This window comes from Hippea jasoniae (assembly GCF_000744435.1).
In the GTDB taxonomy this organism is placed as follows: Bacteria; Campylobacterota_A; Desulfurellia; order Desulfurellales; family Hippeaceae; genus Hippea; species Hippea jasoniae.
In genome coordinates this window covers 188,678-211,452 of record NZ_JQLX01000013.1, presented here as the reverse complement: position 1 = coordinate 211,452, position 22,775 = coordinate 188,678, and the positions used below count along the sequence as shown (strand labels likewise).

Annotated in this window: 19 protein-coding genes and 2 tRNA genes; 8 read left to right on the top strand and 13 right to left on the bottom strand. The window is 36.0% G+C overall.

Annotated features, from left to right (window positions below):
- Window positions 1-39: 39 nt before the first annotated feature.
- From EK17_RS05925 to wtpA, 4 genes are read right to left on the bottom strand one after another with little or no spacing between them, the layout of a single operon-like run.
- Window positions 40-1,272 carry a molybdopterin molybdotransferase MoeA gene (locus tag EK17_RS05925; protein ID WP_232229309.1) on the bottom strand — a complete coding sequence of 411 codons (1,233 nt, stop codon included), beginning with the start codon at window positions 1,270-1,272 and terminating at the stop codon, window positions 40-42.
- Window positions 1,273-1,281: 9 nt separating this feature from the next.
- Window positions 1,282-2,046, bottom strand: coding sequence for an ABC transporter permease (locus tag EK17_RS05920; RefSeq protein ID WP_035588503.1), 765 nt, complete (start codon window positions 2,044-2,046; stop codon window positions 1,282-1,284).
- Window positions 2,039-2,992: an ABC transporter ATP-binding protein gene (locus tag EK17_RS05915; protein WP_035588502.1), complete on the bottom strand. Its 954-nt coding sequence runs from the start codon at window positions 2,990-2,992 to the stop codon at window positions 2,039-2,041. The genes EK17_RS05920 and EK17_RS05915 overlap by 8 nt, the downstream gene beginning before the upstream one ends.
- Complete coding sequence (gene wtpA / locus EK17_RS05910; RefSeq protein ID WP_051904472.1) at window positions 2,989-3,960, bottom strand: tungstate ABC transporter substrate-binding protein WtpA; 972 nt, start codon at window positions 3,958-3,960, stop codon at window positions 2,989-2,991. The genes EK17_RS05915 and wtpA overlap by 4 nt, the downstream gene beginning before the upstream one ends.
- A 62-nt stretch (window positions 3,961-4,022) precedes the next feature.
- Here wtpA and EK17_RS05905 point away from each other — a divergent pair, with 62 nt between their 5' ends.
- Window positions 4,023-5,249 (top strand): MFS transporter, encoded by a 1,227-nt coding sequence (locus EK17_RS05905; protein WP_035588501.1) that lies wholly within the window; start codon window positions 4,023-4,025, stop codon window positions 5,247-5,249.
- 76 nt (window positions 5,250-5,325) lie between these two features.
- On the opposite strand, the gene EK17_RS05900 is transcribed toward EK17_RS05905, so the two are convergent.
- Both EK17_RS05900 and EK17_RS05895 read right to left on the bottom strand, forming a co-directional pair.
- A tRNA-Ser gene (locus EK17_RS05900) sits at window positions 5,326-5,420 on the bottom strand.
- Window positions 5,421-5,430: 10 nt separating this feature from the next.
- Window positions 5,431-5,522, bottom strand: a tRNA-Ser gene (locus tag EK17_RS05895).
- Window positions 5,523-5,617: 95 nt separating this feature from the next.
- Between EK17_RS05895 and EK17_RS09060 the strand changes: the two genes are divergently transcribed.
- Window positions 5,618-7,540, top strand: a complete 1,923-nt coding sequence (locus EK17_RS09060) for a diguanylate cyclase (protein WP_051904471.1) — start codon at window positions 5,618-5,620, stop codon at window positions 7,538-7,540.
- On the opposite strand, the gene mqnC is transcribed toward EK17_RS09060, so the two are convergent.
- Genes mqnC through EK17_RS05875 form a run of 3 tightly spaced genes read right to left on the bottom strand, consistent with a single transcriptional unit; the run spans window position 7,537 to window position 11,051 of the window.
- Window positions 7,537-8,604: a cyclic dehypoxanthinyl futalosine synthase gene (gene mqnC, locus EK17_RS05885; RefSeq protein ID WP_035588500.1), complete on the bottom strand. Its 1,068-nt coding sequence runs from the start codon at window positions 8,602-8,604 to the stop codon at window positions 7,537-7,539. The genes EK17_RS09060 and mqnC overlap by 4 nt on opposite strands.
- Window positions 8,597-9,670, bottom strand: coding sequence for an aminofutalosine synthase MqnE (gene mqnE, locus EK17_RS05880; protein WP_035588498.1), 1,074 nt, complete (start codon window positions 9,668-9,670; stop codon window positions 8,597-8,599). The genes mqnC and mqnE overlap by 8 nt, the downstream gene beginning before the upstream one ends.
- Window positions 9,663-11,051, bottom strand: a complete 1,389-nt coding sequence (locus EK17_RS05875; protein ID WP_035588495.1) for a phosphomannomutase/phosphoglucomutase — start codon at window positions 11,049-11,051, stop codon at window positions 9,663-9,665. Before EK17_RS05875 ends, mqnE begins: the two co-directional genes overlap by 8 nt.
- Before the next feature lie 260 nt (window positions 11,052-11,311).
- Between EK17_RS05875 and EK17_RS05870 the strand changes: the two genes are divergently transcribed.
- The 3 genes from EK17_RS05870 to EK17_RS05860 are packed head-to-tail and all read left to right on the top strand — an operon-like array spanning window position 11,312 to window position 14,949.
- Complete coding sequence (locus EK17_RS05870) at window positions 11,312-12,856, top strand: acyl-CoA carboxylase subunit beta (RefSeq protein ID WP_035588493.1); 1,545 nt, start codon at window positions 11,312-11,314, stop codon at window positions 12,854-12,856.
- Window positions 12,857-12,871: 15 nt separating this feature from the next.
- The gene (accC, locus tag EK17_RS05865; RefSeq protein WP_035588491.1) at window positions 12,872-14,431 is read left to right on the top strand and encodes an acetyl-CoA carboxylase biotin carboxylase subunit; all 1,560 of its coding nucleotides are present in this window, start codon (window positions 12,872-12,874) and stop codon (window positions 14,429-14,431) included.
- A 14-nt stretch (window positions 14,432-14,445) separates the two neighbouring features.
- Window positions 14,446-14,949 (top strand): biotin/lipoyl-containing protein, encoded by a 504-nt coding sequence (locus EK17_RS05860; protein WP_051904470.1) that lies wholly within the window; start codon window positions 14,446-14,448, stop codon window positions 14,947-14,949.
- 30 nt (window positions 14,950-14,979) lie between these two features.
- On the opposite strand, the gene EK17_RS05855 is transcribed toward EK17_RS05860, so the two are convergent.
- From EK17_RS05855 to EK17_RS05845, 3 genes are all read right to left on the bottom strand, one after another.
- Window positions 14,980-16,074, bottom strand: coding sequence for an ABC transporter substrate-binding protein (locus tag EK17_RS05855; RefSeq protein WP_035588489.1), 1,095 nt, complete (start codon window positions 16,072-16,074; stop codon window positions 14,980-14,982).
- A gap of 72 nt (window positions 16,075-16,146) precedes the next feature.
- Window positions 16,147-16,911 (bottom strand): tetratricopeptide repeat protein, encoded by a 765-nt coding sequence (locus tag EK17_RS05850; protein ID WP_035588487.1) that lies wholly within the window; start codon window positions 16,909-16,911, stop codon window positions 16,147-16,149.
- The gene (locus tag EK17_RS05845; RefSeq protein WP_035588484.1) at window positions 16,912-17,406 is read right to left on the bottom strand and encodes a YqhA family protein; all 495 of its coding nucleotides are present in this window, start codon (window positions 17,404-17,406) and stop codon (window positions 16,912-16,914) included.
- 115 nt (window positions 17,407-17,521) lie between these two features.
- Between EK17_RS05845 and EK17_RS05840 the strand changes: the two genes are divergently transcribed.
- The 3 genes from EK17_RS05840 to EK17_RS05830 are packed head-to-tail and all read left to right on the top strand — an operon-like array spanning window position 17,522 to window position 21,274.
- A complete protein-coding gene (locus EK17_RS05840; RefSeq protein ID WP_198018152.1) occupies window positions 17,522-18,571 on the top strand; it encodes a GAF and HD-GYP domain-containing protein in 1,050 nt (349 codons plus the stop codon).
- On the top strand, window positions 18,571-19,329 hold the full coding sequence (locus EK17_RS05835; RefSeq protein ID WP_051904469.1) for a 3',5'-cyclic-nucleotide phosphodiesterase: 759 nt from the start codon (window positions 18,571-18,573) through the stop codon (window positions 19,327-19,329). Before EK17_RS05840 ends, EK17_RS05835 begins: the two co-directional genes overlap by 1 nt.
- Window positions 19,330-19,339: 10 nt before the next feature.
- Window positions 19,340-21,274 carry a CHASE2 domain-containing protein gene (locus EK17_RS05830; RefSeq protein ID WP_035588480.1) on the top strand — a complete coding sequence of 645 codons (1,935 nt, stop codon included), beginning with the start codon at window positions 19,340-19,342 and terminating at the stop codon, window positions 21,272-21,274.
- Here EK17_RS05830 and EK17_RS05825 read toward each other — a convergent pair whose 3' ends face one another.
- The gene (locus tag EK17_RS05825; RefSeq protein ID WP_035588477.1) at window positions 21,275-22,762 is read right to left on the bottom strand and encodes a surface lipoprotein assembly modifier; all 1,488 of its coding nucleotides are present in this window, start codon (window positions 22,760-22,762) and stop codon (window positions 21,275-21,277) included.
- Window positions 22,763-22,775: the final 13 nt, after the last annotated feature.

Here is a 22,775-nt window from a genome sequence, read left to right as displayed (position 1 = left end):
TTTTTTAAAATTTTATTTATTTAGTCTAAAAAGGCAACTCTAATATGCAAGAAAACTACATGAGTCATAAACAATTACATCCACCATTTCACCTTTCTTTATAATACCAACCCTATCTGAGCCTATCATTGCAAAGCCGTTACAGGTTGATATCGATCTGATGATGTTTGAGCCCTGGATCTGGAAGGGTTCAGCAAAAAATTCACCATCTTTGTATTTGATTGTGACCCTGTTAAAATGCACGCGGTCGTTGCTTTTCTTAACATCCTTTGTAAGCTTTGCCCTGAAGGTTTTATGCATATATCTTTTAAAACCCATCATCTTTTTAAGTGCCGGCAAAAGATAGAAAAAACTACAAAATGTTGTAGATACAGGATTGCCAGGAAATGAAAATATAAAACTATTTTTCAGTGTTCCAAACGCAAAAGGTTTACCCGGCTTTTGTTGTACATACTTAAACAACCAGTTTATGCCGATCTGTTTTTCTACATTGGTTACGACATCAAAATCTCCAAAAGAGATGCCCGCTGTTGTAATAATAACATCATAGCGGGAGGCCTCATCCAGTAATTTAATAAGGTCGTCCTTTGAGTCTTTCGATATACCAAGATAGGCAGCATCAATATCAAGTTCCTGCTTTAAAAACGACTTTAAGAAAAAAGCGTTTGAGTCTATTATTGAATGTTTTTTGCAGCTTCCCAATTTATCCAGTTCATCGCCTGTTGATATAATACACACAGAAGGTTTTTTATAGACATTGACAAAAATATTGTTTGTCGAGACCAGTCTTGAGAGTTTGTAGGGTGTAAGAATCTCTCCTGTAAAATCTATCTCTTCATTCTCTTTTATATCCTCTCCCTTAAACCTTACATTGGCATTTTTCTTTTTTTCTTTTAAGATTTCAACGCTGTTTTCATCTAATTGTCTTGTTGCTTCAAACTCAACAACCGTATCAGCACCTTCAGGCAAAAAAGCACCGGTCATGATTCTGTAGCAGCTGCCCTTTTCTATTTTTTTGCCTGACACATCATCGCCAGCTTTAATCACACCCAAAATCTTTAATGTTACAGGTGGATTTTTAATATCCTCAAATCTAACCGCATAACCATCCATTGCAGCATCATCAAGCGGTGGCAGGTTTTTATTTGATATGAGTTTTTTGCAGCAGACCCTTCTGTTTGCCTCAAAAATCGAAACCTCTTCGCATCCAACAGGCTTAATCTGTTCTAAAATAATATTCAGTGCTTCTTTAGGCTTTATCATACTTTTCATAACAACCCCCTACTTTCTTGATAAAAATCTTACAGAAACAAATATTAACAGCGAAATGGTTATCAACAAAACTGCAGCACCCATTGCGTATTTTAAACCGTAGCTTGTAAATCTATCGTATATCAAAACAGGCGTTGTCATGGGGTAATAGGCAAGCACAACAACAGCTCCAAACTCGCCTATTCCCCTACCCCACATCATCAAAGCACCGTTTATAATATCTTTTTTTGCAAGAGGCAGAGTTATTTTTAAAAATGTCTCAAAAGGTGTGATGCCCAATGTTTCAGAAACATATTCAAGTCTTGGATCTATTTTTTTAAAACTCTCTTTGGCTGCGTTTATAAGATAAGGTGCAGAAACAAAGCTCATGGCAGCAAAAATACCCCACTGAGTATCAAGAAACTTTATGCTGAATGTATAAAAAAATTTTCCTAACAATCCCTTTGAACCAAATACAACAAGCAGTGCAATACCTGCAGCAATGTGGGGAATCATTGTGGGTAGATCAACAATTCCTTCAACAACAGGTTTTAAAAAAAAGTTATATCTTGCAAGCAGGTAGGCAAGCGGCACGCCGAATAATAGGATAAACACCGTTGAGAAAAAGGATATTTTTATCGTTAAGATAACAGAGTTAACCACCGTTTTATCCGATATTGCATCTTTTAGTGCTGAAAGGCCTGAAATTTTAAAGAGGTCTATTACAGGAAAAAGCAGAAAAATAACTACGATAACACCCAAAAGTGCAAATATCGATCTAAAATCTTTAACCATTTAGGTAAATGATATCCTCCTTCTTAAAACATATAAATAGCTTGGTTTTGGCATTTTCTTTGGCTTTAACAAACACATTATAACCATCTACATCGATTATAGAGTATCTTTTTGATATATCAATAGGGCTTTTTAATTTGCCTTTTAGACAGAGACATCCATCTTTTTGTTTGTCAAAAATGTTTATCTTTTCTGGTGATACGCTAAAAAAACCCCTTTTTTGTTGCTCTAAAAGGTTTATGGGTAAAATATTCCTATAACCCAGAAACCGTGCCGTTTCTAAGTTTTCTGGATTTTGCAAAACCTCATCAGGCCTACCTTTTCTTATAATCTCTCCGTTAAACATCACAGCTGCTTCATCTGCAATGGTTAAAGCCTCTTTAAAGTTGTGCGTAACATAGATCATCGTCAGACCAAACTCTTCTTTTAAATAATAAATAAAGTCTAAAAAATCCCGCCTGAACGGAAAATCAATGGCGCTTAAAGGCTCATCAAGTAAAAGTAATTTTGGTTTAGACATAATCGCCCTTGCAAGTACAATTTTTTGCTTTTCTCCGCCGGATAGTGCATTTACAGGCCTTTTAAGCATATGGTTTATTTTAAAAGTGTTAACAATTCTTTGAAATAGATCTCTGTCTGGTTTGTTTTTTTGGGAGTAAAGTATGTTTTGCTCCACATTCATATGTGGAAACAAAACATAATCCTGATATACGATTGAAATCTCTCTTTTGTGGCGTGGCAGATGTGTTATATCCTTCTCATCAAGGTAAATTTTGCCTTTATGCGGTGTTTTTATACCGGCTATAAGTTCAAGTGTCATTGTTTTGCCAGAGCCGCTTTTTCCTATCAAAGCAAGCGTCTTGCCTTTTTCTATAACAAACGATAGGTTCTTTAAAGAAAAGCTTGATATATTAAAACTGATATTGTCAACTTTCAAAAAACTCATTTAAGCCACACAGGTTTTTTGCCTATCACCACAGGTGGATTTATAATGCCCTGCCCGCACGATTTTAATATAGATTGACCCTTTTTTGAGAGCATAAATTTAACAAACAATATAGCACCGTCTGGATTTTGTGGTGAATTTTCATTGTGAGGTATTGTAAGCGAATAGATTATGGGTTTTGCACATTTTAAAATGTAGTTATTGGGTGAGTTAGCTGTAACCTTAAAGCAAGCCTGCGAATAGAATTTTGCATATTCAGGGTTTGATAGATTTATATGATCTGGTAGCTGAATATACTTTAAATGGTGCTGAATTGCCACAGATTTATACAGAAAGATATAGTCAACATCACCAGCTTCAAGCAAAGATAGCAAATCAGTCTCTTTTGGTCTTACAACGATTTTTCCTTTTTTTTCAAATCCCGGCTTGTAATAGTCGGGATATCCAAACAACTTTTTGTAGAAATCCTTGATGTGATAATATTTTTGGGCAAGTTTTGCAACAAACATCGCTCTATAGCCACAGGGGTCATCGTTTGGATTTGAATGCCCAACAACCACATCTTTTTTTAGTAAAATATAAGGCCAGTTTTTTTGATTAATTATACCCGCATATCGTGATTTTTTGGTATAAACAATAGCAAGGCTGTTTGTTGCAAACTCAATATTAAAATCGGCAAATCCTTTTTTCATAAGGATGTTGTTTATAACCGTATAATCAGCACTTGCCACGATGTCGCATGGCTTTTTTAGTTCAGCAACCTTTCTTGCTGCAACACGAGAGCCAGAAGGCTCATCTAAGATTCTGTATTGCGGATACTTCTTTTGGAAGGCTTTAGCCATTTTTCTAATGGGCACAGTAAGACTGCCTGCATGAAAGATAATAATATTTGATGCAGCAAAAGCTGTAGTGCAAAACAAAAACACAAAAGTAGCAACCGATAAGATAAATGATTTTAACACTGCCATAATACCTCCTTTTTTTGTAAATTTTAGTAGAATTACACTCAAAAATCCAATATTCTTTCTGCATGAAAAACAATGGCCTTGGATTTGTTCTTCCCCTTGTTGTGTTTTTGGGTGGCATTGGTGGAGGAATAGTTTTTCCAATCCTGCCTGTTCTGAGTTTGCAATTTGGTTTGTCGGCTTTTTTTATCGGTTTAATCATATCTGCAAATAAAATCACGCGTATATTTGTTAATCAGTTTGTTGGTCTTGTTATCGATTCTTTTGGAGGTAAAACACCACTTGTCTGTGGACTTCTTCTTGAGAGCCTGGGAAGCATCTTTTATGTTATCTCTTTGTATATCTGTCATGGCTGGTTGATGCTTGCTGGAAGGGTTATCTGGGGTGTGGGCTCTGCTTTTGTTTTTATCTCTGCAAACACAATAGCATTAAACAGATCCACACGCAAAAATAGGGGGCAGTTTACAGCCAAAGTTAGAATTGCTTTATCTTTAGGAGTGCCTGCTGGACTTGTCATTGGGGGAATTTTTTCAAGCCTGTTTTCAAATCTAACTGCCTTTTTGTTAAGCGTATCTGCATCATTTATCGGAGCTTTTATTGTTCTGGTATTCTTTAAAGAGGAGAAAATAGAGAAATTTAAAGCTTCGTTTAAACTAAAGGAATCGTTTGGATTTATCATTAAAAACCCCGATCTGGCTGTAATATCAACTGGCAATCTTTTGACATTCTTTTCTGTGCAGGGTGTTGTTATGGCAACGCTTGTTATATTTTTATCTTTCAAGCATATCTTCTTTTTTGTTAATGATGCAAGATTTTCAAGCGGTATTGCCATGTCCATAATGATGGTTTCAAGTGGTCTTGCGGGGGTTATAGCATCAAAAATCATAGATAAACTCGCCATTCGCTCTATTATCGGTTTTCCAGCCGTTGCAATCGTGATTTGCGGTTTTATACTACTTGGTATAGCAAATACAGCTTTAGATGTATTGATTGCATTGATTATGATAGGAGTCTCTGTTGGAATAAACAATATCACCTTATTGAGTATTTTAGGGGATTTTACAACTATCAACCAGAGGGGCAGAGCCGTTGGTTTATATCAACTTTTGGGTGATATAGGAGGAAGCCTTGGTCCTTTGTTTGGTATCGAAATTGGCATCCATTGCTCTTTTAAGGTAATGTATATTTTAACTGCTGTAATATTTGCCTTTAACCTGTTTGTGTTTGGATTTGCCTTTTTGAAAGAGAAAAAACATAAGAATGAAGGTAATGTTGAGTTTGACAACAGATAGCATTTTATTTTTTATCAAAACAAAAAATCGCTTGATTGTATAGAGATTTTTATTTTAATCGGAATTGAACTGCAGATGGCGGAGAGGGCGGGATTCGAACCCGCGGTGCAGGTTTTAGCCCACACACTCGCTTAGCAGGCGAGCGCCTTCAGCCAGCTCGGCCACCTCTCCATATAAAAAATGGCGGAGGAGGTAGGATTCGAACCCACGGAGCCCTTGCGAGCTCAGCGGTTTTCAAGACCGCCGCCTTAAGCCAGACTCGGCCACTCCTCCGTTTGCAGCTAATTAATAACACATTTTTTGCAGTTTTTCAAGAGGGCATTTTACATTTGTTTTGCGGTTAATTTTTTGTTATAAGTTTTCAAGATATGGCTGAGGAAAAAAGTTTTAAGTTAAAATTTGTTACAATAACTTTAATTGTTGAGATAGCTATACTACTATTTATCAGCTTAGGTTTTTATAGATATTTGAATACATTTAAGCATCTAATAACAGAAGAATACCAAAAAATTTATCTTCAAGAAGAAGAAGCAAGGGTAAGAAATGTAGTAATGCTATTTGTTAAAAGGTTAAAAAAAGATTATAGCTCTATGATTCCATCAACAATCAGTCAGCTAAAGATATATGCAAACGAGATAGATAGAATCTTTGTGCCATTAAAACATACCGCAACACCTAAACAACTCTTTAATTTAATTATTAATTTCGTTGGATATTCCAACGAGCATTGTGCCGTATTAAATAAAAATTTCAAAGTTATAAAAAGTTCCATAAAAGGCATTAAAGACGGCGATAATCTAAAAAGTGTTGAAAAATTTTTAAAGGTAAAGCCTGTTTTTAGTGGCGTTTTATCGATTCATGCTACGCCTTATATTTCCTACATCAAGTTTGACCCTAATTTCAATGTTTATATAATGGCAGCAAAACCCTTAGAAAAAATCGAGAATAAACTAAAAGAAAAATATAAGACAGAAATGAATAATTTTAGATATAGGGTGAATGGAACAGGGTATGTGTTTGTTATAAAAGTGATTTTCGATAAAGATAATAAACCGATATTTTACAAAGGAATAGTGCTTCCAAACAAGCCAGATTTTGTAGGTAAATATGTTGATATAAATAAGCGCAAAGATGCAAAAGGTAATCTATTTGCCAAAAAAATGGTTGAAATAGCTTTATCAAAGGGCAGAGGTTATGTAAACTACTACTACAAAATATTGGGTACAAATCAAATATCATTTAAAACCTCTTTTATCTATTATTTCAAGCCGTGGCACTGGATTATTGGTAGTGGTTTTCATCCCGGGATTTTTGAGTCAAAATTACAAAAAAGAGAAAAAAAGCTTTCAAAGATTTTGCTTATTAGTGTACTTAAGCTATCGGCAGAGTTATTTATATTTGAAATTTTAATCTTTATTATCGCTTATTTCTTTATTGATAAGCTTATGATCAGACTTAAAGAGTATAGAACCAAGCTTGTAAAAAAGGAAAAATTCCAGGCTCATTTGATAGATTCTATACCCAACCCTTTAATTGTTGTTGATGAAAATGGCAACATTATTACCAAAAACGAAGCCTTCAGTAAATTCTTCTGCAAAGAGGATACAAATAGTTTAACTGAATATCTAAAAAAGATATACGAAACGGACCAGCAAAACATATATGAAGAAAAAGAGATAAATGTATGTTCTCAACCAAAATATCTGGGTATTCACTGTTCAATGTTTAAAGACGAATATGAGGAAGGACTTATTGCAATAATCTTTGATTTAACTCACAAAAAGCACACCCAGGATAAACTTTTACAGCTGAGCATAAAAGATGGACTTACAAACCTTTTCAATAGAAGGCATTTTAATAAGATTTTTTACGATGAGGTGGACAAATCATTAGAGAATGAAAAACCATTTTCTTTAATTATTTTCGACATAGACCACTTTAAGAAGATAAACGACACCTACGGTCATGATATTGGCGATATAGTTTTAAAGGAGCTTTCACAGCTTATATCAGATAGTGTTAGGGCATCCGATATGGTGTTTAGGATTGGCGGTGAGGAGTTTGCCGTTTTGCTTTTAGGTACAGATGCAAAAACAGCATACACAATAGCAGAGAAACTTAGAAAAATAGTAGAAAATCACGATTTTGAAAAAGTGGGTAAAGTGACTATAAGCCTTGGCGTTGCCGGTATAAAGGAGAATGACTCACCTGATGAGCTATTTAAAAAGGCCGACAAAGCCCTATATGAAGCCAAAAACAGCGGCAGAAACAGAACTGTTTTGAGTGATTAAAGGTATTTAATTATCCTGTAGTCTGTTGTTCTCAATGCAGGTTTAAAACCTGCTTTTTTAATCAAAGAAGCTATTTCATCAATTCCTGCTTTTACCCTGAATCCTGCCTGTCTCATAACATTTTCCTCAATCAGCATGCTACCCATATCGTTTGCACCAAAATGAAGTGCTACCTCACCGGTATCCTTTCCCTGACTTGCCCAGCTTGCCTGAATATTGTCAAAATTATCCAGATATATGCGGCTAAAGGTAACAAGCCTCAAATAATCAATAGCGGTTACCTTTCTTTTTACCCTTTTGCCCAATTCGTTGTTTTCATGTTTAAAATCCCAGCAGATAAAGGCACTAAACCCTTTTGTTTTATCCTGCAGGCTCCTGATATGCTCAAGATGTTCAACTATATCCTCATCTGTTTCAATATGACCAAACATCATTGTTGCCGTTGTTTTTATACCGTGCCTGTGGGCTTTTTCCATAATCTCAAGCCACCTTTTTGTCGAAATTTTTTTCGGCGAAATAATTTTTCTTACCCTTTCTGATAAAATTTCAGCTCCACCGCCAGGCATTGTTGTCAGTCCAGCTTTTTTTAAATCCTCAAACACCTCATCAACGCTTTTTGATGAAATCTTGCACATTAGGTCTATTTCAGGCGGAGAAAAGGCATGCACATGCACAGAAAATTTTGAAAGCTCTCTTACCAGATCTATATAATAGCTGTAAGGAATTTCAGGATTCAGCCCTCCCTGAATGAGAGCAGTAGTAACACCTTTTTTGTTAGCCTCTTTTATTTTTTCAATCAGGTCATTAATCGATAAAGTATATGCATCTTTATCGGTTTTTTTTCTAAAAAAGGCACAAAAGCTACATCCAACATAGCAGATATTCGTATAGTTGATATTGGTATCAAGTATAAATGTAACAACCCTTTGAGGATGCTTTCTAAACCGTATAATGTTTGCAAGCCTGCCAAGCTCTAAAAAATCACCCTCTTTTAAAAGTGCAACACCCTCTTTTTTATTTATTCTTTCGCCGTTTTCTATTTTTTTATAAATCTTATCAATCATCGTAAACCTCTATCTCGTTGTAGAGAGCATCTCTTTCAACAGGTATAAAGCCAGCGTTTTTTATAAGATGGATAATATTGTCTCTTTCCATACCAAGAGGACTTTGAGCACCTGCTGCATGGGTTACCCTCTCTTTTATAATCGTTCCGTCAATATCATCAGCACCAAAATGTAGGCCGATCTGACCTATCTTTGGCGAAAGCATTACCCAGTAGGCTTTTATATGTGGAAAGTTATCAAGAATTAACCTTGATAAAGCCAAAACCTTAAGTTCTCTAACGGCATCAACCTTTTCAATCTTACCTTTAAGTGGCGTATTTGCAGGATGAAAGCTCAACGGTATAAAACACAAAAAACCGGGGTGTTCATCCTGAAGCCTTCTGAGTTTAAACAGATGGTCTATAATTTCATCGTCTGTCTCAATATGACCAAAAAGAAGCGTAGCGTTTGTCGGAATGTTGAGTTTATGGGCTGTTGCATGGACTGAAGCCCACTTTTCAAAAGGAATTTTATTGGGATAGAGTTTTTTTCTTACCCTTTCAGAGAAAACCTCTGCACCTCCTCCGGGCATCGAATCAAGCCCTGCATCTTTGAGTGTTTTTAACACTTCCTTATAGCTTAAACCGCTGATTTTTGAAAAATAATCAATCTCCACCGCCGTAAAGGCCTTGATGTTTATGGAAGGAAAGTTTTTTCTGATTGAGCTAATCATATCAACATAGTATGAAAACGGTTTTGTGGGATGCAAACCCCCAACAATGTGAACCTCTTTTACATCTTCAGGCAGCTGCTTTAATTCATCTATAATCTCCTCAACCTCCATAGTATATGCATCCTCTTCAAAACCGTTTCTATAAAAAGCACAGAATTTGCATTTTGAAACGCAGAGGTTTGTGTAGTTGATATGTTTATTAAATACAAAATATACCTTTTTGCCGCTTTTTTTTAACTTTAACCAACGCGATAGCCTGCCTATCTCAATTAAATCATCACTTGCCAAAATCTTCTTAGCATCATTTATATTGAGTCGCTCGTTGCTTTTTAATTTTTCCCATATTTCATTCATTTATCAGCTCTCCGATTATCTTCAATGTTTTTTCTTCTAAATCATCCAAGGCATCTTTACTTTGAGCCTCAAAACGCAAAACAAGGACAGGCTGTGTATTGCTTGCCCTGACAAGTCCCCATCCCTGCTTTGTGTGGAATCTAACACCGTCGATATCGATAATGTTTTCAATATCAAATAACTCTTCACTACTTAGAATTTTTTTAAATCTTTCTATTACGCTTTGCTTTTTATCTTCAGGGCAGTCTATGCGAATCTCTGGTGTATTGAAAACCTCCGGTAGATTTTTTTTCCAATCAAGAAGGTCTAATTTAAACTTTGTTGCTATCTCAACAAGTCTTAATGAAACATAAATAGCATCATCATATCCAAAGTACCTATGCGCAAAAAAGATATGTCCGCTCATCTCACCGGCAAGGTCTGCTTTTAGCTGTTTCATCTTGCTTTTTATGAGCGAATGCCCTGTTTTATACATCACTATTTTGCCCCCAAGCTGCTCGATCCTTTTGAAAATAACATCTGAGCATTTTACATCTGCAACAAATACTGCGTCTTTCTTTTCTTTTAAAATATATTCAGCAAACAGAAGTAAAAGCTGATCACCCCACAGAATCGATCCATCCCTCAATACAACCCCAATTCTATCGCCATCACCATCGTAACCTATGCCAAAATCAAGATTGTTGTTCTTGATGGCTTTTTTTAGATCTAAAAGATTTTCCTCCACTGTAGGATCTGGGTGATGATTGGGAAAATTCCCATCCGGCTGGATAAATAAACCTATAGGCTCAAAACCAAGATCTTTGAATACATCATAGCCCACAAAACCAGCAGAACCGTTGCCTCCATCTATGGCAAAACGCGGCTTATAGGCAAAATCTTTTAAATATCCAAACTGCTTAGCTAAATAATCCCTGTAGTACTTCAAAATATCAACTTTTTCTATATCTAATTCTGAATCATCGAGAGTTTGGGTTATGTTTTCCATAATATCGGCTATTTCAAGGATCTGAGCCCCAAATAGCGTATCCTTTCCTGCCGATAATTTAAATCCGTTGTACTGCTTGGGATTATGGGATGCTGTAATCATTATGCTTCCGTCAATATCAAGTTGAAATAGAGAAAAATAGCTTATAGGTGTGGGAATCAAACCAAGATCCAGAACCTCAATACCTTCACTGTTTAGGCCTATAGCAACAGCTTTAAATATTTCAGCTGAAGATAACCTTGCATCATAGCCAACACTTACCCTTTTTTTTAAAAACCCCTTTTGCTTTAGATAGATACCAAAGGCTTTTCCTAACTTAAAACTAAACCCCTCATCGATATTTTTCTGCCAGATGCCCCTTATGTCGTATTCTCTAAAAACCGACCTGTCCATTTCAATCTCCTTTTTTTGCTAAACTATACAAAAATAGTAATAGAATTTTCAAATATTAAAAAAGCGAAATTTTGCATTCTTTTAGTTGCCTTAGTTTTATAAACAATCAATGTTAAATCTTATTAAAAAATTTCTTTCATTTGTACCAATATATAGAAATAGTGTCAAAATTATCAAACTATTGATAAAAAAGTTTATTGACACTTTGGCTTGATTAAGATATATTGTGGTTGAAAATAGTCATATAGGAGGTTTAACAGATGCGTGAGAGACTTGAGGAACTCAAAAAACTTGAAGAGCAGGCTGAATTAGGCGGTGGACTGGAGCGTATTGAAAAACAGCATGCCCAGGGAAAACTAACCGCCAGAGAACGCATTAAATTGCTACTTGATGAGGGCAGCTTTGTTGAATTGGATAAGTTTGTTGTACACAGGTGTACTGATTTTGGAATGGAGAAGCAGAAAATCCTTGGCGATAGTGTTGTTACAGGATATGGAACGATCGATGGACGATTGGTATTTGTTTTCAGTCAGGACTTTACCGTTTTTGGTGGTTCGCTTTCTGGAGCCCATGCAAAAAAGATCTGCAAGATTATGGATCTGGCCGCAAAAAACGGTGCTCCTGTTATTGGCTTGAATGATTCCGGTGGTGCAAGGATTCAGGAAGGCGTAGAATCATTGGCAGGCTATGCCGATATCTTCTTAAGAAATGTTATGTTTTCAGGCGTAATTCCTCAAATTTCTGTAATCATGGGTCCAACTGCAGGTGGTGCGGTTTACTCTCCAGCAGTGACAGATTTTACAATAATGGTTAAAAATACAAGCTTCATGTTTATTACAGGACCTGATGTAATCGAAGCCGTTACAGGTGAGAAGATAACCAAAGAGGATTTGGGTGGCGCAGATGTTCACACAACAAAAACACAGGTAGCTCACTTTGCTGCAGAAAACGATGAAGACGCTTTAATGCTTGTTAGAGAGTTATTGCAGTTTATACCTCAAAACAACATGGAGGATCCGCCATTTAAACCAACAGATGATCCACCAAACAGAAGAGATGAATCTATTTATGACCTTGTGCCAGCAGATCCAAACAAACCCTACAATATGAAAGATTTGATTAAAAAGGTTGTGGATGATGGATATTTCTTTGAAGTACAGGAAAACTATGCAAAGAATATGGTGGTTGGCTTTGCAAGATTTGGTGGAAGAAGTGTAGGTATTATAGCCAACCAGCCACAATTCTTTGCAGGTGCACTTGATTACAAAGCAGCAATTAAAGCCGCAAGGTTTATCAGATTCTGCGATGCATTTAATATTCCTATTGTCACTTTTGAGGATCAACCAGGATACATGCCAGGCGTTGCACAGGAGCACAACGGCGTTATTATTCATGGTGCTAAGCTGCTTTATGCATACGCTGAAGCAACTGTTCCCAAAATTACATTAATCGTAAGAAAAGCATATGGTGGAGCATACGATGTTATGGCTTCAAAGCACTTTAGAGCAGATGTGAATTACGCATATCCGATTGCAGAGATTGCAGTTATGGGTCCTGATGGTGCGGTTAATATTCTATACAGAAGAGAACTCGCAAAAGCTGAAAATCCCGTAGAGAAAAAGGCCGAGCTTGTAAAGATGTATAGAGAAAAATTTGCCAATCCTTATGTTGCTGCAGGTCTTGGATATATAGATGAAATTATCGACCCTGCCGATACAAGGTTAAAGATAATTCAGGCTTTGGAGATGACAAAGAACAAGAGGGAATCCAATCCACCAAAGAAACATGGAAATATTCCTCTATAGGAAGGGAGGTCATAAATGGCACAGTATAAAGAATTTAAAAAGGTTTTAATAGCCAACAGAGGTGAGATAGCAATTAGAGTTGCCCGTGCCTGCAGAAAGATGGGTATCCAGACTGTAGCTGTATATTCTGATGCAGATAGAAATGCTTTGCATGTTAGATATGCGGATGAAGCTTATTATATAGGTCCTTCTCCTGCTGCAGAGTCTTATCTAAGAATAGATAAAATCGTTGAGGTGGGTGTTAAGGCAGGATGTGATGCAGTGCACCCGGGTTATGGATTTTTAGCTGAAAACTCTGAGTTTGTTAAAGCATGCGAGGAAGCTGGTATAACATTTATCGGTCCAAACACCGAGTCGATGTACATTCTTGGCGACAAGACAAGGGCAAGACAGAGAATGATTGAGGCCGGTGTTCCTGTAGTTCCTGGAACAAAAGACCCTGTTGAAAGCCTTGAGCATGCATTGAAAGTAGCAGAAGAAGTGGGCTATCCTATCATGTTTAAGGCCTCTGCCGGTGGTGGCGGCAAAGGTATGAGGCTTATAAGGTCACCTGAGGAATTCAAAGAGGTATATGACCTTGCAAAGGGCGAGGCTTTAAACGCATTTGGCGATGATAGAATGTATATTGAAAAAGCCATAGAAAAGCCCAGGCATGTTGAAATTCAGATAGCAAGGGATAAACACGGCAACGCCATTCATCTATTTGAGAGGGAGTGTTCCATTCAAAGAAGACACCAGAAGGTAATAGAAGAATCTCCATCAATGGCTATAAACGACGAAGTCAGACATAAAATGGGTGAGGCTGCAATAAAAGCAGTTGCTGCAGCAGATTACGACAGTGTTGGCACAGTTGAATTTCTGGTTGATAAGGATATGAACTTCTACTTCCTTGAGGTTAATACAAGACTTCAGGTTGAGCATCCTGTAACAGAGCTTGTAACTGGTATTGACATCGTTAAATTACAGATAGAGATAGCTGAAGGTAAGCCTATACCATTTAAACAGGAAGATATAAAACAAACAGGCCATGCTATTGAATGCAGAATCTATGCAGAAGATCCTGATAACAATTTTATGCCATCACCCGGAATGATTACAGGCTTAAGAATGCCAGGCGGTCCAGGTGTTAGAGTGGATAGTGGCGTTTATTCTCGTGGCGAAGTTCCCATGTTTTACGATCCTATGGTTGCAAAACTCCTTGTCTGGGATGTAGATAGGGAAAACGCCATAGCAAGAATGAAGCGCGCATTAAGCGAATTTGTTGTCAAAGGCATAAAAACAACAATCCCGTTCCATCAAAAGGTTTTAAGAAACGAAAACTTTATCAAAGGCAACATAAGTACAGATTTCATTGATAAAGAGGTACTGGCTGAGCCTCAAAAAAGAGAAGGCTCAACTGAAGTGGCGATCGCAGCTGCTGCGATTAAGGAATATCTCAGAGAAAAAGAACTGCAGCAGCAGTTTATTAGATTCAGTGAAACATGTGGATATGGAAGCCCATGGAAAGAGGCTGGCAGAAAGGCATCTGTGTTTGGTGTTAGCTTCGGTAATATCTATAAAATTTCTGTTGATTAGAAAGGGGTGGTGGTATGTATATAGCAACGCTTGATAATGTTGAATATAAAGTGGGAGTCAGAGAGCTGGGCAATGATAAATACGAGGTTGTAATAGATGACAAATCCTATATAGTTGATGCCCAGTTAACCGAACACACTGTTTACTCATTGATTGTCAACGGTAAATCCTACGAGGTTGATGTTGAATACAAAGATGGCACTTATAATGTTTACAATGAAGGCGATCTGTTTAAGATTGAAGTAATGGATGAGCTTAAAAAACGCATGCTTGAAAAAAGAGGTGGCGCTGGCGGTCTTGAAGGTGCCTACACAATCAAATCCGAAATGCCGGGTAGAATTATTGATGTTAAAGTTAGTGAGGGTGATGAGGTTAACGAGGGTGATGTTTTGATTATTCTTGAGGCAATGAAGATGCAGAATGAGATCAAATCACCCAAGGCTGGTAAGGTTACAGAGGTTTTCGTAAAGAAAGACGACACAATTGAAGCTGATGCAAAACTTGTAACGGTTGAGTAAAAAAATCAAGGGGGTTTTACCCCCCTTTTTTTATGGTTGATAAATGGCTACCGGTATGAATTTGCCGTCTTTAACTTTCCTTAAAACAACTGTTCTTATTGCTTCGCCGTCTTTTATTATTATCTTGCCTGTTATGCCATAAAAAGTTGTATTTCTTAACAGATTTGCCACTTTTTTGGGATTTTCACCCTCTTTTTCTAAACCGTAAATAAGCAGCATATATGCATCTGCAGCTAAAGCCTCAGGGGAATCTGGCAATCTTTTATACCGTCTCTTAAACTCCTCGATAAAATTCTTTGCAAGTTCGTTTTGTGGAATTAGCGGATCAAAATCATCTGTAAATATCAATCCTTCTGCGGATTTGCCGGCTATCTTTATCAGTGCATAGGAGCTTGCAGCAGAACCCGCAAACACAGGTGTATCTATACCAAAATCCCTTAGCTGTTTAAGAAACAAGGCAAGAGTATTATAGTATCCAGAAAAATATATAAACTCAGGGTTTAGCTGCTTTATTTTTGTAATTATAGCTGTAAAATCTGTTTGGGAAAACTCAACAGGAAATACCTTTGCAATTCTGCCGTTGAGATGCTTAAAATCATCTATAAATCTTTTGGCAAGATCAACGGAATAATCCTGACTGATATCCTCAATAACAACACCTTTTTTGTGGATACCGATAATATAATCAGCCATAACTTTAGCCTGCAAAACATTGTTGAAACAAACCCTTGTTGCAAAGTGTCTGCCTTTAACAAGACCCATTCCGTTTGCAGTGGGAATTACATCCACAACATGCTCTTTTTCAAGAATTGGTAGGGCAGCTAAAGCATTTGTGGTGGTAACAGGTCCAATGGTAAACTTTATACCCTGGCTGATAAGCTTTTCAACGGCGTTTATGGCAACTTCAGGTCTACTTGCAGCATCTTCAAGCCTTAGGATAACCTTTCTTTTGCCAACATAACTCTTCACAGCATGGGCTGTTTTTATTCCCTCCCATTCCAATTTTCCCCATGCAGCAACCGGTCCTGTTACTGAGAGATATACTCCGATCTTTAAATCCTTAGCAAAACAACTAACCGACAGAAAAGCAACAAACAGAAAAACCATTAATGCTTTTTTAAGCATAAGCACCTCCATTGTTAATCTGCTAAAAATTACAGATTAACCATAAATGATAGTTTGATATTTGTCAAGAGTTTAATAATATTCGAAAGCTTTAACTAATTCTAATGCAAATTGCGGATCCAGTTTACGGATCTTCTTATACTCTTCAACCGCTTTTTCGGTTTGGCCTGTATCTAAGTAAAAGGTTAAAAGATTGGCTCTAAAGAAAGCATTATTTGGTTGCAGTGAAACGCTTTTTAAAAGGTATTTTTCTGCCTTAAGATGCTCTTTTTTGTAGGTGTAGATCATGCCAAGGCCTGAGTAGACTTCGGCAATATCGGGATTTATCTCCATTAGTTTCAGATAAACATCAATCGCTAACTCATAATCACCTGCCAGAAGATAAGTATCAGCCAAAAAAAGGTATGCATCTTCAAAGTCTGGATTTATCGAAATAGCCTGTTTAAAGAAACCTATGGCAGTGTGTAAATCCTCTATCATGACATAGGCTCTACCTAAAGAAAACAACACCTCAGCAGATGGAGACTCAAGCCTTGGCAGGATTTCCTCAAGAACATCGATTTCCTCTTCAAATAAACCAAATTCATGATAAACAAATGCAAGATTTCTGTAATTGCTGAGCTCATAAGGGTTTAAATTAACCGCCATAATAGCGTATTCTTCGGCTTTTTTGAAGTTATCCATCTTTGTATAACAATAGCTGAGTTCTGCTGCAGCCTCATCGCTGTGAGGGTCTTCTTCAAGCACATTGAGCAGATAAACAACGGCCTTTGAATACTCACCTTTATCCACCAAATTCCTTGCCTTATCAAGCAATCTTAAGGTCTTTATACCCATTTAACCTTCCTTTTGTAAAAAATAAAATCCTACAGATAAAGCCAAAATTGCCACCGCAAACAGCATTACCTCAAATGATGTTTTTGGAGATATGAGTATAGCCTTTTTAAACAGACCCACTATAAGAACCATTATTATAACCTTCATAAGCTTATTTTTTAATTGATCAAGGCTTTTTATCTCCAGAATATTTGATGTATCGGAATATTTTGCAATATCTATCTTTGATACAAACAATTCATATACGCCAAATCCAAAAAGCAAAAGCACAATTGCTATTAAGTATAAATCAACAGCACCTATCAATAATCCTAAAAGTTCAGCATGTGTTTGTTCACGATGAAGTGCATATAAAGCAGCTTTTAGTATATCAAAACTACCTATAACAAACAGGATAAACGCACCAAAGATAGCAAAAACAACAGCAAGCAGTGTTAATAATCTACTTTTCCATAATATAGACTCAAATATACCCTCTATTTTGTTACCCTTCATGTCGAAATTATATTAAACTTTAAGCTCAAAAGCCAGCTGTTTTGTAGTAATTAAGCAAAAATTTGAAGTCTGCTTTAAAATAAAGTAATATGTAAAAGAGGTTGATATGGATTATATGGAAAAGTTACTCGAGTTTTCACAGATTATAAACTCCTCACTTGATATAGAGGTAGTAAGAAAAAAGATTATTGAGGCAATTGTTGAATTGTTAGAGGCAGAGGCTGGCAGTTTACTTCTATACGATAGAAAAACAGATGAGCTGTACTTTAATGTAGCTGTTGGCGATAAAGCAGAAAAGATAAAAAGTATCAGACTAAAAATGGGTGTTGGTATTGCTGGATGGGTAGCAAAGCATAGAAAACCACAATTAATAAACGATGTTCAAAACGATCCAAGGTTTTTCAAGAATGCTGATAAAAAGAGCGGTTTTACCACGCGCAATATGGTTTGTGTGCCAATTATCAGAAATCAGCAACTGCTTGGTGTTATGCAGGCAATTAATAAAAAAGATGGTGAATTTAAACAGAAGGATTTAGATGTATTAATAGCACTTTCCAATCAGGTTGCTGTATCAATTGAAAATGCAATGTTATACAAAGAGCTTAAAGATACATTCTATGAGGTTGTCTTTGCTCTTGCTGAAGCCATTGAAAAACGTGACCCATATACCGGAGGACATACAAAAAGGGTTATGGAATACAGTATCCTAATAGCAAATCAGATGGGACTGGATAAGGATTTTATAGAAAAGCTGAAACTTTCTGCTATACTGCATGATGTTGGAAAAATAGGTGTTCCAGATAGAGTTTTACTAAAACAGGATAAATTAGATGATGAGGAATATAAGATAATTAAAGGACATCCAAAAGTTGGAGCTGATATCTTAAGAAAGGTAAAAAAACTCAAAGAGATAATAGCAGGGGTTGAACTGCATCATGAGAGATTTGACGGCAAGGGATACCCTTACGGGCTTAAAGGAAAGGAAATTCCACTATCAGCACGCATAATTGCTGTAGCAGATACATACGATGCCATGACAACAACAAGGCCATACAGAAAAGGGCTATCCAAGGATGCTGCCATAGAGGAGATAGTAAAAAATAAAGGGAAACAGTTTGACCCAGAAATTGTTGATGCATTTGTTGAAGCTATGGAGAATGAGTAATGAACCTTAGAGTGTTAGGTTGCTGGGGTAGTTCAATGCCCAACAAATTCTTAACTTCGTTTCTGGTCAATAAAAACATATTAGTAGATGCTGGCTCTCCAACAAAAACACTTGAATTTGATGAGCAGTTAGAGGTCGAGCATATATTCATAACACACTCTCATTTAGACCATGTGCTGGGAGTGCTTTTTCTGGCTGATAATGTTGTTTTAAATAATATAAAAAAACAGTTTAAGGTTTACGGTTCAAAAGATACGCTTAATGCTATAAAAAAACATCTGCTGAATTTTGATATCTGGCCTGACTTTACCGCTATACCCAAAGATTTCCCCACTTTAAGATTTGAGGCTATTGACGAGGGAGAAACTATAAAAATTGACAATTTAAATATTACGCCTATTAAGCTTAATCACAGGGTTAGTTGTCTTGGCTATTTATTCGAGAATGACGAAGAAAATATCTTTTTCTGCACAGATACAGGCCCCACAGACCACACATGGAAATACCTAAAAGACAAAAAGATTAATAGATTAATTATAGAGGTTTCATTTCCTGATAGACTCACTCAGCTTGCCATCCAAACAGCCCATCTAACCCCTACCCTGCTCTTTGATGAGATTAAAAAAATGAATACGCTGCCTGATCAGATTTTGATAACACATATAAAGCCGCATTATAAAGATGAAATATTTAAGGAATTGGAATCTTTAAAGCAAAAGCTGCCATCAAACATTAAAATAACCACCCTTTGCAAATAAATACTTAAAGATGAAAAATAAAAAACAGCTCCTTGTAGGTGTAACTGCAGTATTTATAGTAATCCTTATCTATTTTATCCATCCACGATTCTTAACAATTACAGGCAACAAGATTTATGACACATTTTTTAAGATAAGAGGCAAACAGAGAATCTCAAACACTGTTGTTATAGCAGCTATAGATGAAAAATCGATTAAAAGGTTTGGCAGATGGCCCTGGAGTAGAACTGTTTTTGTTAAACTTGTAAAACAACTAAAAGGACTTAAAGCAAAAGAGATTGTATTCGATGTAATCTTTAGCGAAAAAGAAAAAAACGATTCAAAACTTGCAGAAGCATTCAAAAAGGCAGGCAATGTTATATTACCGATTGTATTTCTGCATGGAAAAAAATCTAAAAATACTATTCCCAAGAAAATTTTACAAAACAATACACTGTCTGTTGACAATCCTGATTATTTTTACAAACATCCGCCACCCGGAAGCAATAGTTTACTTTTACCGGTAAAACAGCTATTGGAAAGCTGTGCCCATATAGGCTTTATTAATATTTTTCCAGATATCGATGGTGTTGTTAGAAAAGAACAACTATATATGTTGTATGATGGATACCTAATCCCCTCTCTAACCCTTCAAGCAGCAGCATTATACAGAGGAATACCGGATCAATTCATAGTAGTAGAACCTAAAAAAGGCATCTATCTTTCTGATCAAGTTATCCCTACAGACAATAATGGAAGAATGATGATAAACTACTTTGGCGCCAATAGAACCTTCAGTTATATTTCTATAGCAGACATTATAGACAAAAAAGTCAATAAATCTCAAATCAAAGACAAAATAGTGCTTGTTGGTGCAACTGCGGTTGGTTTATACGATTTAAGGGTAACTCCAACTTCCACAGCTTTACCTGGAATAGAAAAACACGCCAACACGATAGAAACAATCCTCGAAGGAAAGTTTATAAAGATTCTTTCGCCACCATACTATGTTCTTCTATTATTCTTATCTGGCATAATAATAGTTTTGATATTTTCACCACTTAAGGCAACATCCTCAACTGTGATTCTAATCTTTTCCTCTATTTTAATCTTTATAGCAAGCTATTTTTATTTTAGAAAAGGTTTGTTTATCAATCCTCTTTATCCTTTTTTAGAGCTTTCTGGAGTGTTTGTTTCCATGACAATTTATAACTTTGCCATGGAGGAGAAGCAATCAAGATTTATTAAAAAACTATTTGCAAGTTATGTAAACAAGGAAATTGTTGAGATGCTTATAAAAAATCCAGAGATTGCCGCTTTGGAAGGCAAAAAAAGAGAAGTCACCATCCTGTTTTCAGATATAAAAGGCTTTACAACCCTATCAGAGCAACTCTCACCAGAGGAAGTTGTTAGTCTTTTGAATGAGTATTTTAAGGAGATGGTGGATGTTGTTTTTGAGTTTCATGGAACATTAGATAAATTCATAGGCGATGCGATAATGGTTTTCTGGAATGCTCCTGTCGAACAGAGTAATCATGCTTTATTGTCTATTCAATGCGCACTTAATATGCAAAAAAGACTTAAACAACTACAGGAAAAATTAAAGCAAAACAATAAACCCATTATAGAAATAGGCATAGGAATCAACAGCGGTGAGGCGGTTGCAGGTAACATAGGGGGAACTGACAAAAAAATGGAATACACCGTCATAGGCGATAGCGTAAATCTTGCATCAAGACTTGAAGGTCTAACAAGAAAATTCGACTGCTCCATTATTGTCAGCGAGTATGTTGTGAAACATTTAACCTCCACAACTGACAACTTGAAAGGCTTCTGTCTTGAAGGTCTTGCTGTTGTAAAGGTAAAAGGCAAAACCAAGCCCGTAAAAATCTACTGCGTAAAAGAAAATAAGGAATTCTATATAAAAGAACCACCTGAAGATATTGTTGCCTTCAAAGACAAATAGCTAAAATAAGACACTAAGACCACTATAAAAGATATTCTGCTTGTATTTGTAAATATCAAAATTGGAATTTTGATAGTAATGAGTAAAAGAACAAGTTAATCTTATATAATCGTTAAGCTTTACAGTTGCCCTAAGCCAAAAGGTTGAGTTTTTATCTTTTCTTTTGGATGGCGTAGAGGGAAAGCCAGCATAACCTGCACCTGAGTAGCTGTTGTTGTGTAGAAAGCCTCTATAAGAATAATTTGCGCCAGCTGAGGCTGTAAACCTACTTGAGAAGTTATAGCCCACACCCCCTCCAAGGGCAATTTCATTATAATCCCAATTCCTACCTTTAGCGTTATTGTAACTAAAATTCGCATTACCGAAGAAAAATAATCTATTTACCGCCCTATACAGATTTATAAAAGGCTTTATTATTTTTGCATCCCTGTTTTCTGCTTCAACTGAAGCATTTTTAAAAAAGTTAACCTTTTCCAATTTAACTCCTGCTGTTATTGCAAGTTTCTTGTATGGATAATAAATAGCATAAGGTTTCATACCAAACCCTTCAAGATAGCTATCCCCACCAAGCCATGATTTTTCATAGAACAATTCTGTAGCTAATTTATATCTTTTTTTATTTAAACCTATATCTTCAGCGATTTTTATATATGTAGAGTTGTAATCTTTTAGGTCTGCATACGAAATCCTGTAAATAAACACACTACTTTTCAACTCTATACTATCCATCATCAACTTATATGAAGCAAACACTTTGCCAACAAAAGCTGAATCACCTTTTTTGGAAATGTTATCTATGTCAGAATCTCCTATTTTATTGGATGGTTTAGCAACAACATTGGAATTATATTGATAACCAGCTGATAGAAAAACCGTATAGGGTTTTTCCTGTTTCTTTATAGCCCTTAAATATACCTTAGCTTTTTTGGCATAAACGGTGTTACTGTTAACTTTTATAACTTCCTTAAAATATTCCTTTGACTTTTCTTTGTTTGAAAGCTTTAGTTCAATTAAAGCTGAATAAAAAAGTGATTTTTGCTCCAAAGTACCCTTATATGTTGCAGATTTGAGAAAAAAATTCAAAGCTGTCTTGAAATTTTTTTTGTATAAAGATAGTAAACCACTATAGAAAAAATACTCCTCTTTATTTTCTATATAATTCAGAAAAGTCTCTGCATCCTTAAACTTACCTATACCAATATAGATTTTTACAATATGTGAATATGCATCACTTATTTTTGAAGAAGCTTTTTTAAAGTATTTGATAGCCAGTTCATCCTGACCCATTTTTTCTAAAGATATTCCTATATAATAAGCTAATTTAGGTGTTGGGTGTATAGTGTAATCTTTAAAGAAATAGTAATAAGCTTTATCATAATAACCAAGCTTTAAGGCATCCAAACCTTTATTAAATAAACTGGAAGCATAAACATTTATGGAAACAAATACTACCAATATAACAATAACTATACTTTTAAATATTTTCACTGTTCACTCCTTT

Coding starts and splice junctions, on each gene's coding strand:
- EK17_RS05925 (WP_232229309.1), bottom strand. CDS start 1,272: ATGAAAAGTATGATAAAGCCTAAAGAAGCACTGAATATTATTTTAGAA.
- EK17_RS05920 (WP_035588503.1), bottom strand. CDS start 2,046: ATGGTTAAAGATTTTAGATCGATATTTGCACTTTTGGGTGTTATCGTA.
- EK17_RS05915 (WP_035588502.1), bottom strand. CDS start 2,992: ATGAGTTTTTTGAAAGTTGACAATATCAGTTTTAATATATCAAGCTTT.
- wtpA (WP_051904472.1), bottom strand. CDS start 3,960: ATGGCAGTGTTAAAATCATTTATCTTATCGGTTGCTACTTTTGTGTTT.
- EK17_RS05905 (WP_035588501.1), top strand. CDS start 4,023: ATGAAAAACAATGGCCTTGGATTTGTTCTTCCCCTTGTTGTGTTTTTG.
- EK17_RS09060 (WP_051904471.1), top strand. CDS start 5,618: ATGGCTGAGGAAAAAAGTTTTAAGTTAAAATTTGTTACAATAACTTTA.
- mqnC (WP_035588500.1), bottom strand. CDS start 8,604: ATGATTGATAAGATTTATAAAAAAATAGAAAACGGCGAAAGAATAAAT.
- mqnE (WP_035588498.1), bottom strand. CDS start 9,670: ATGAATGAAATATGGGAAAAATTAAAAAGCAACGAGCGACTCAATATA.
- EK17_RS05875 (WP_035588495.1), bottom strand. CDS start 11,051: ATGGACAGGTCGGTTTTTAGAGAATACGACATAAGGGGCATCTGGCAG.
- EK17_RS05870 (WP_035588493.1), top strand. CDS start 11,312: ATGCGTGAGAGACTTGAGGAACTCAAAAAACTTGAAGAGCAGGCTGAA.
- accC (WP_035588491.1), top strand. CDS start 12,872: ATGGCACAGTATAAAGAATTTAAAAAGGTTTTAATAGCCAACAGAGGT.
- EK17_RS05860 (WP_051904470.1), top strand. CDS start 14,446: ATGTATATAGCAACGCTTGATAATGTTGAATATAAAGTGGGAGTCAGA.
- EK17_RS05855 (WP_035588489.1), bottom strand. CDS start 16,074: ATGCTTAAAAAAGCATTAATGGTTTTTCTGTTTGTTGCTTTTCTGTCG.
- EK17_RS05850 (WP_035588487.1), bottom strand. CDS start 16,911: ATGGGTATAAAGACCTTAAGATTGCTTGATAAGGCAAGGAATTTGGTG.
- EK17_RS05845 (WP_035588484.1), bottom strand. CDS start 17,406: ATGAAGGGTAACAAAATAGAGGGTATATTTGAGTCTATATTATGGAAA.
- EK17_RS05840 (WP_198018152.1), top strand. CDS start 17,522: ATGGAAAAGTTACTCGAGTTTTCACAGATTATAAACTCCTCACTTGAT.
- EK17_RS05835 (WP_051904469.1), top strand. CDS start 18,571: ATGAACCTTAGAGTGTTAGGTTGCTGGGGTAGTTCAATGCCCAACAAA.
- EK17_RS05830 (WP_035588480.1), top strand. CDS start 19,340: ATGAAAAATAAAAAACAGCTCCTTGTAGGTGTAACTGCAGTATTTATA.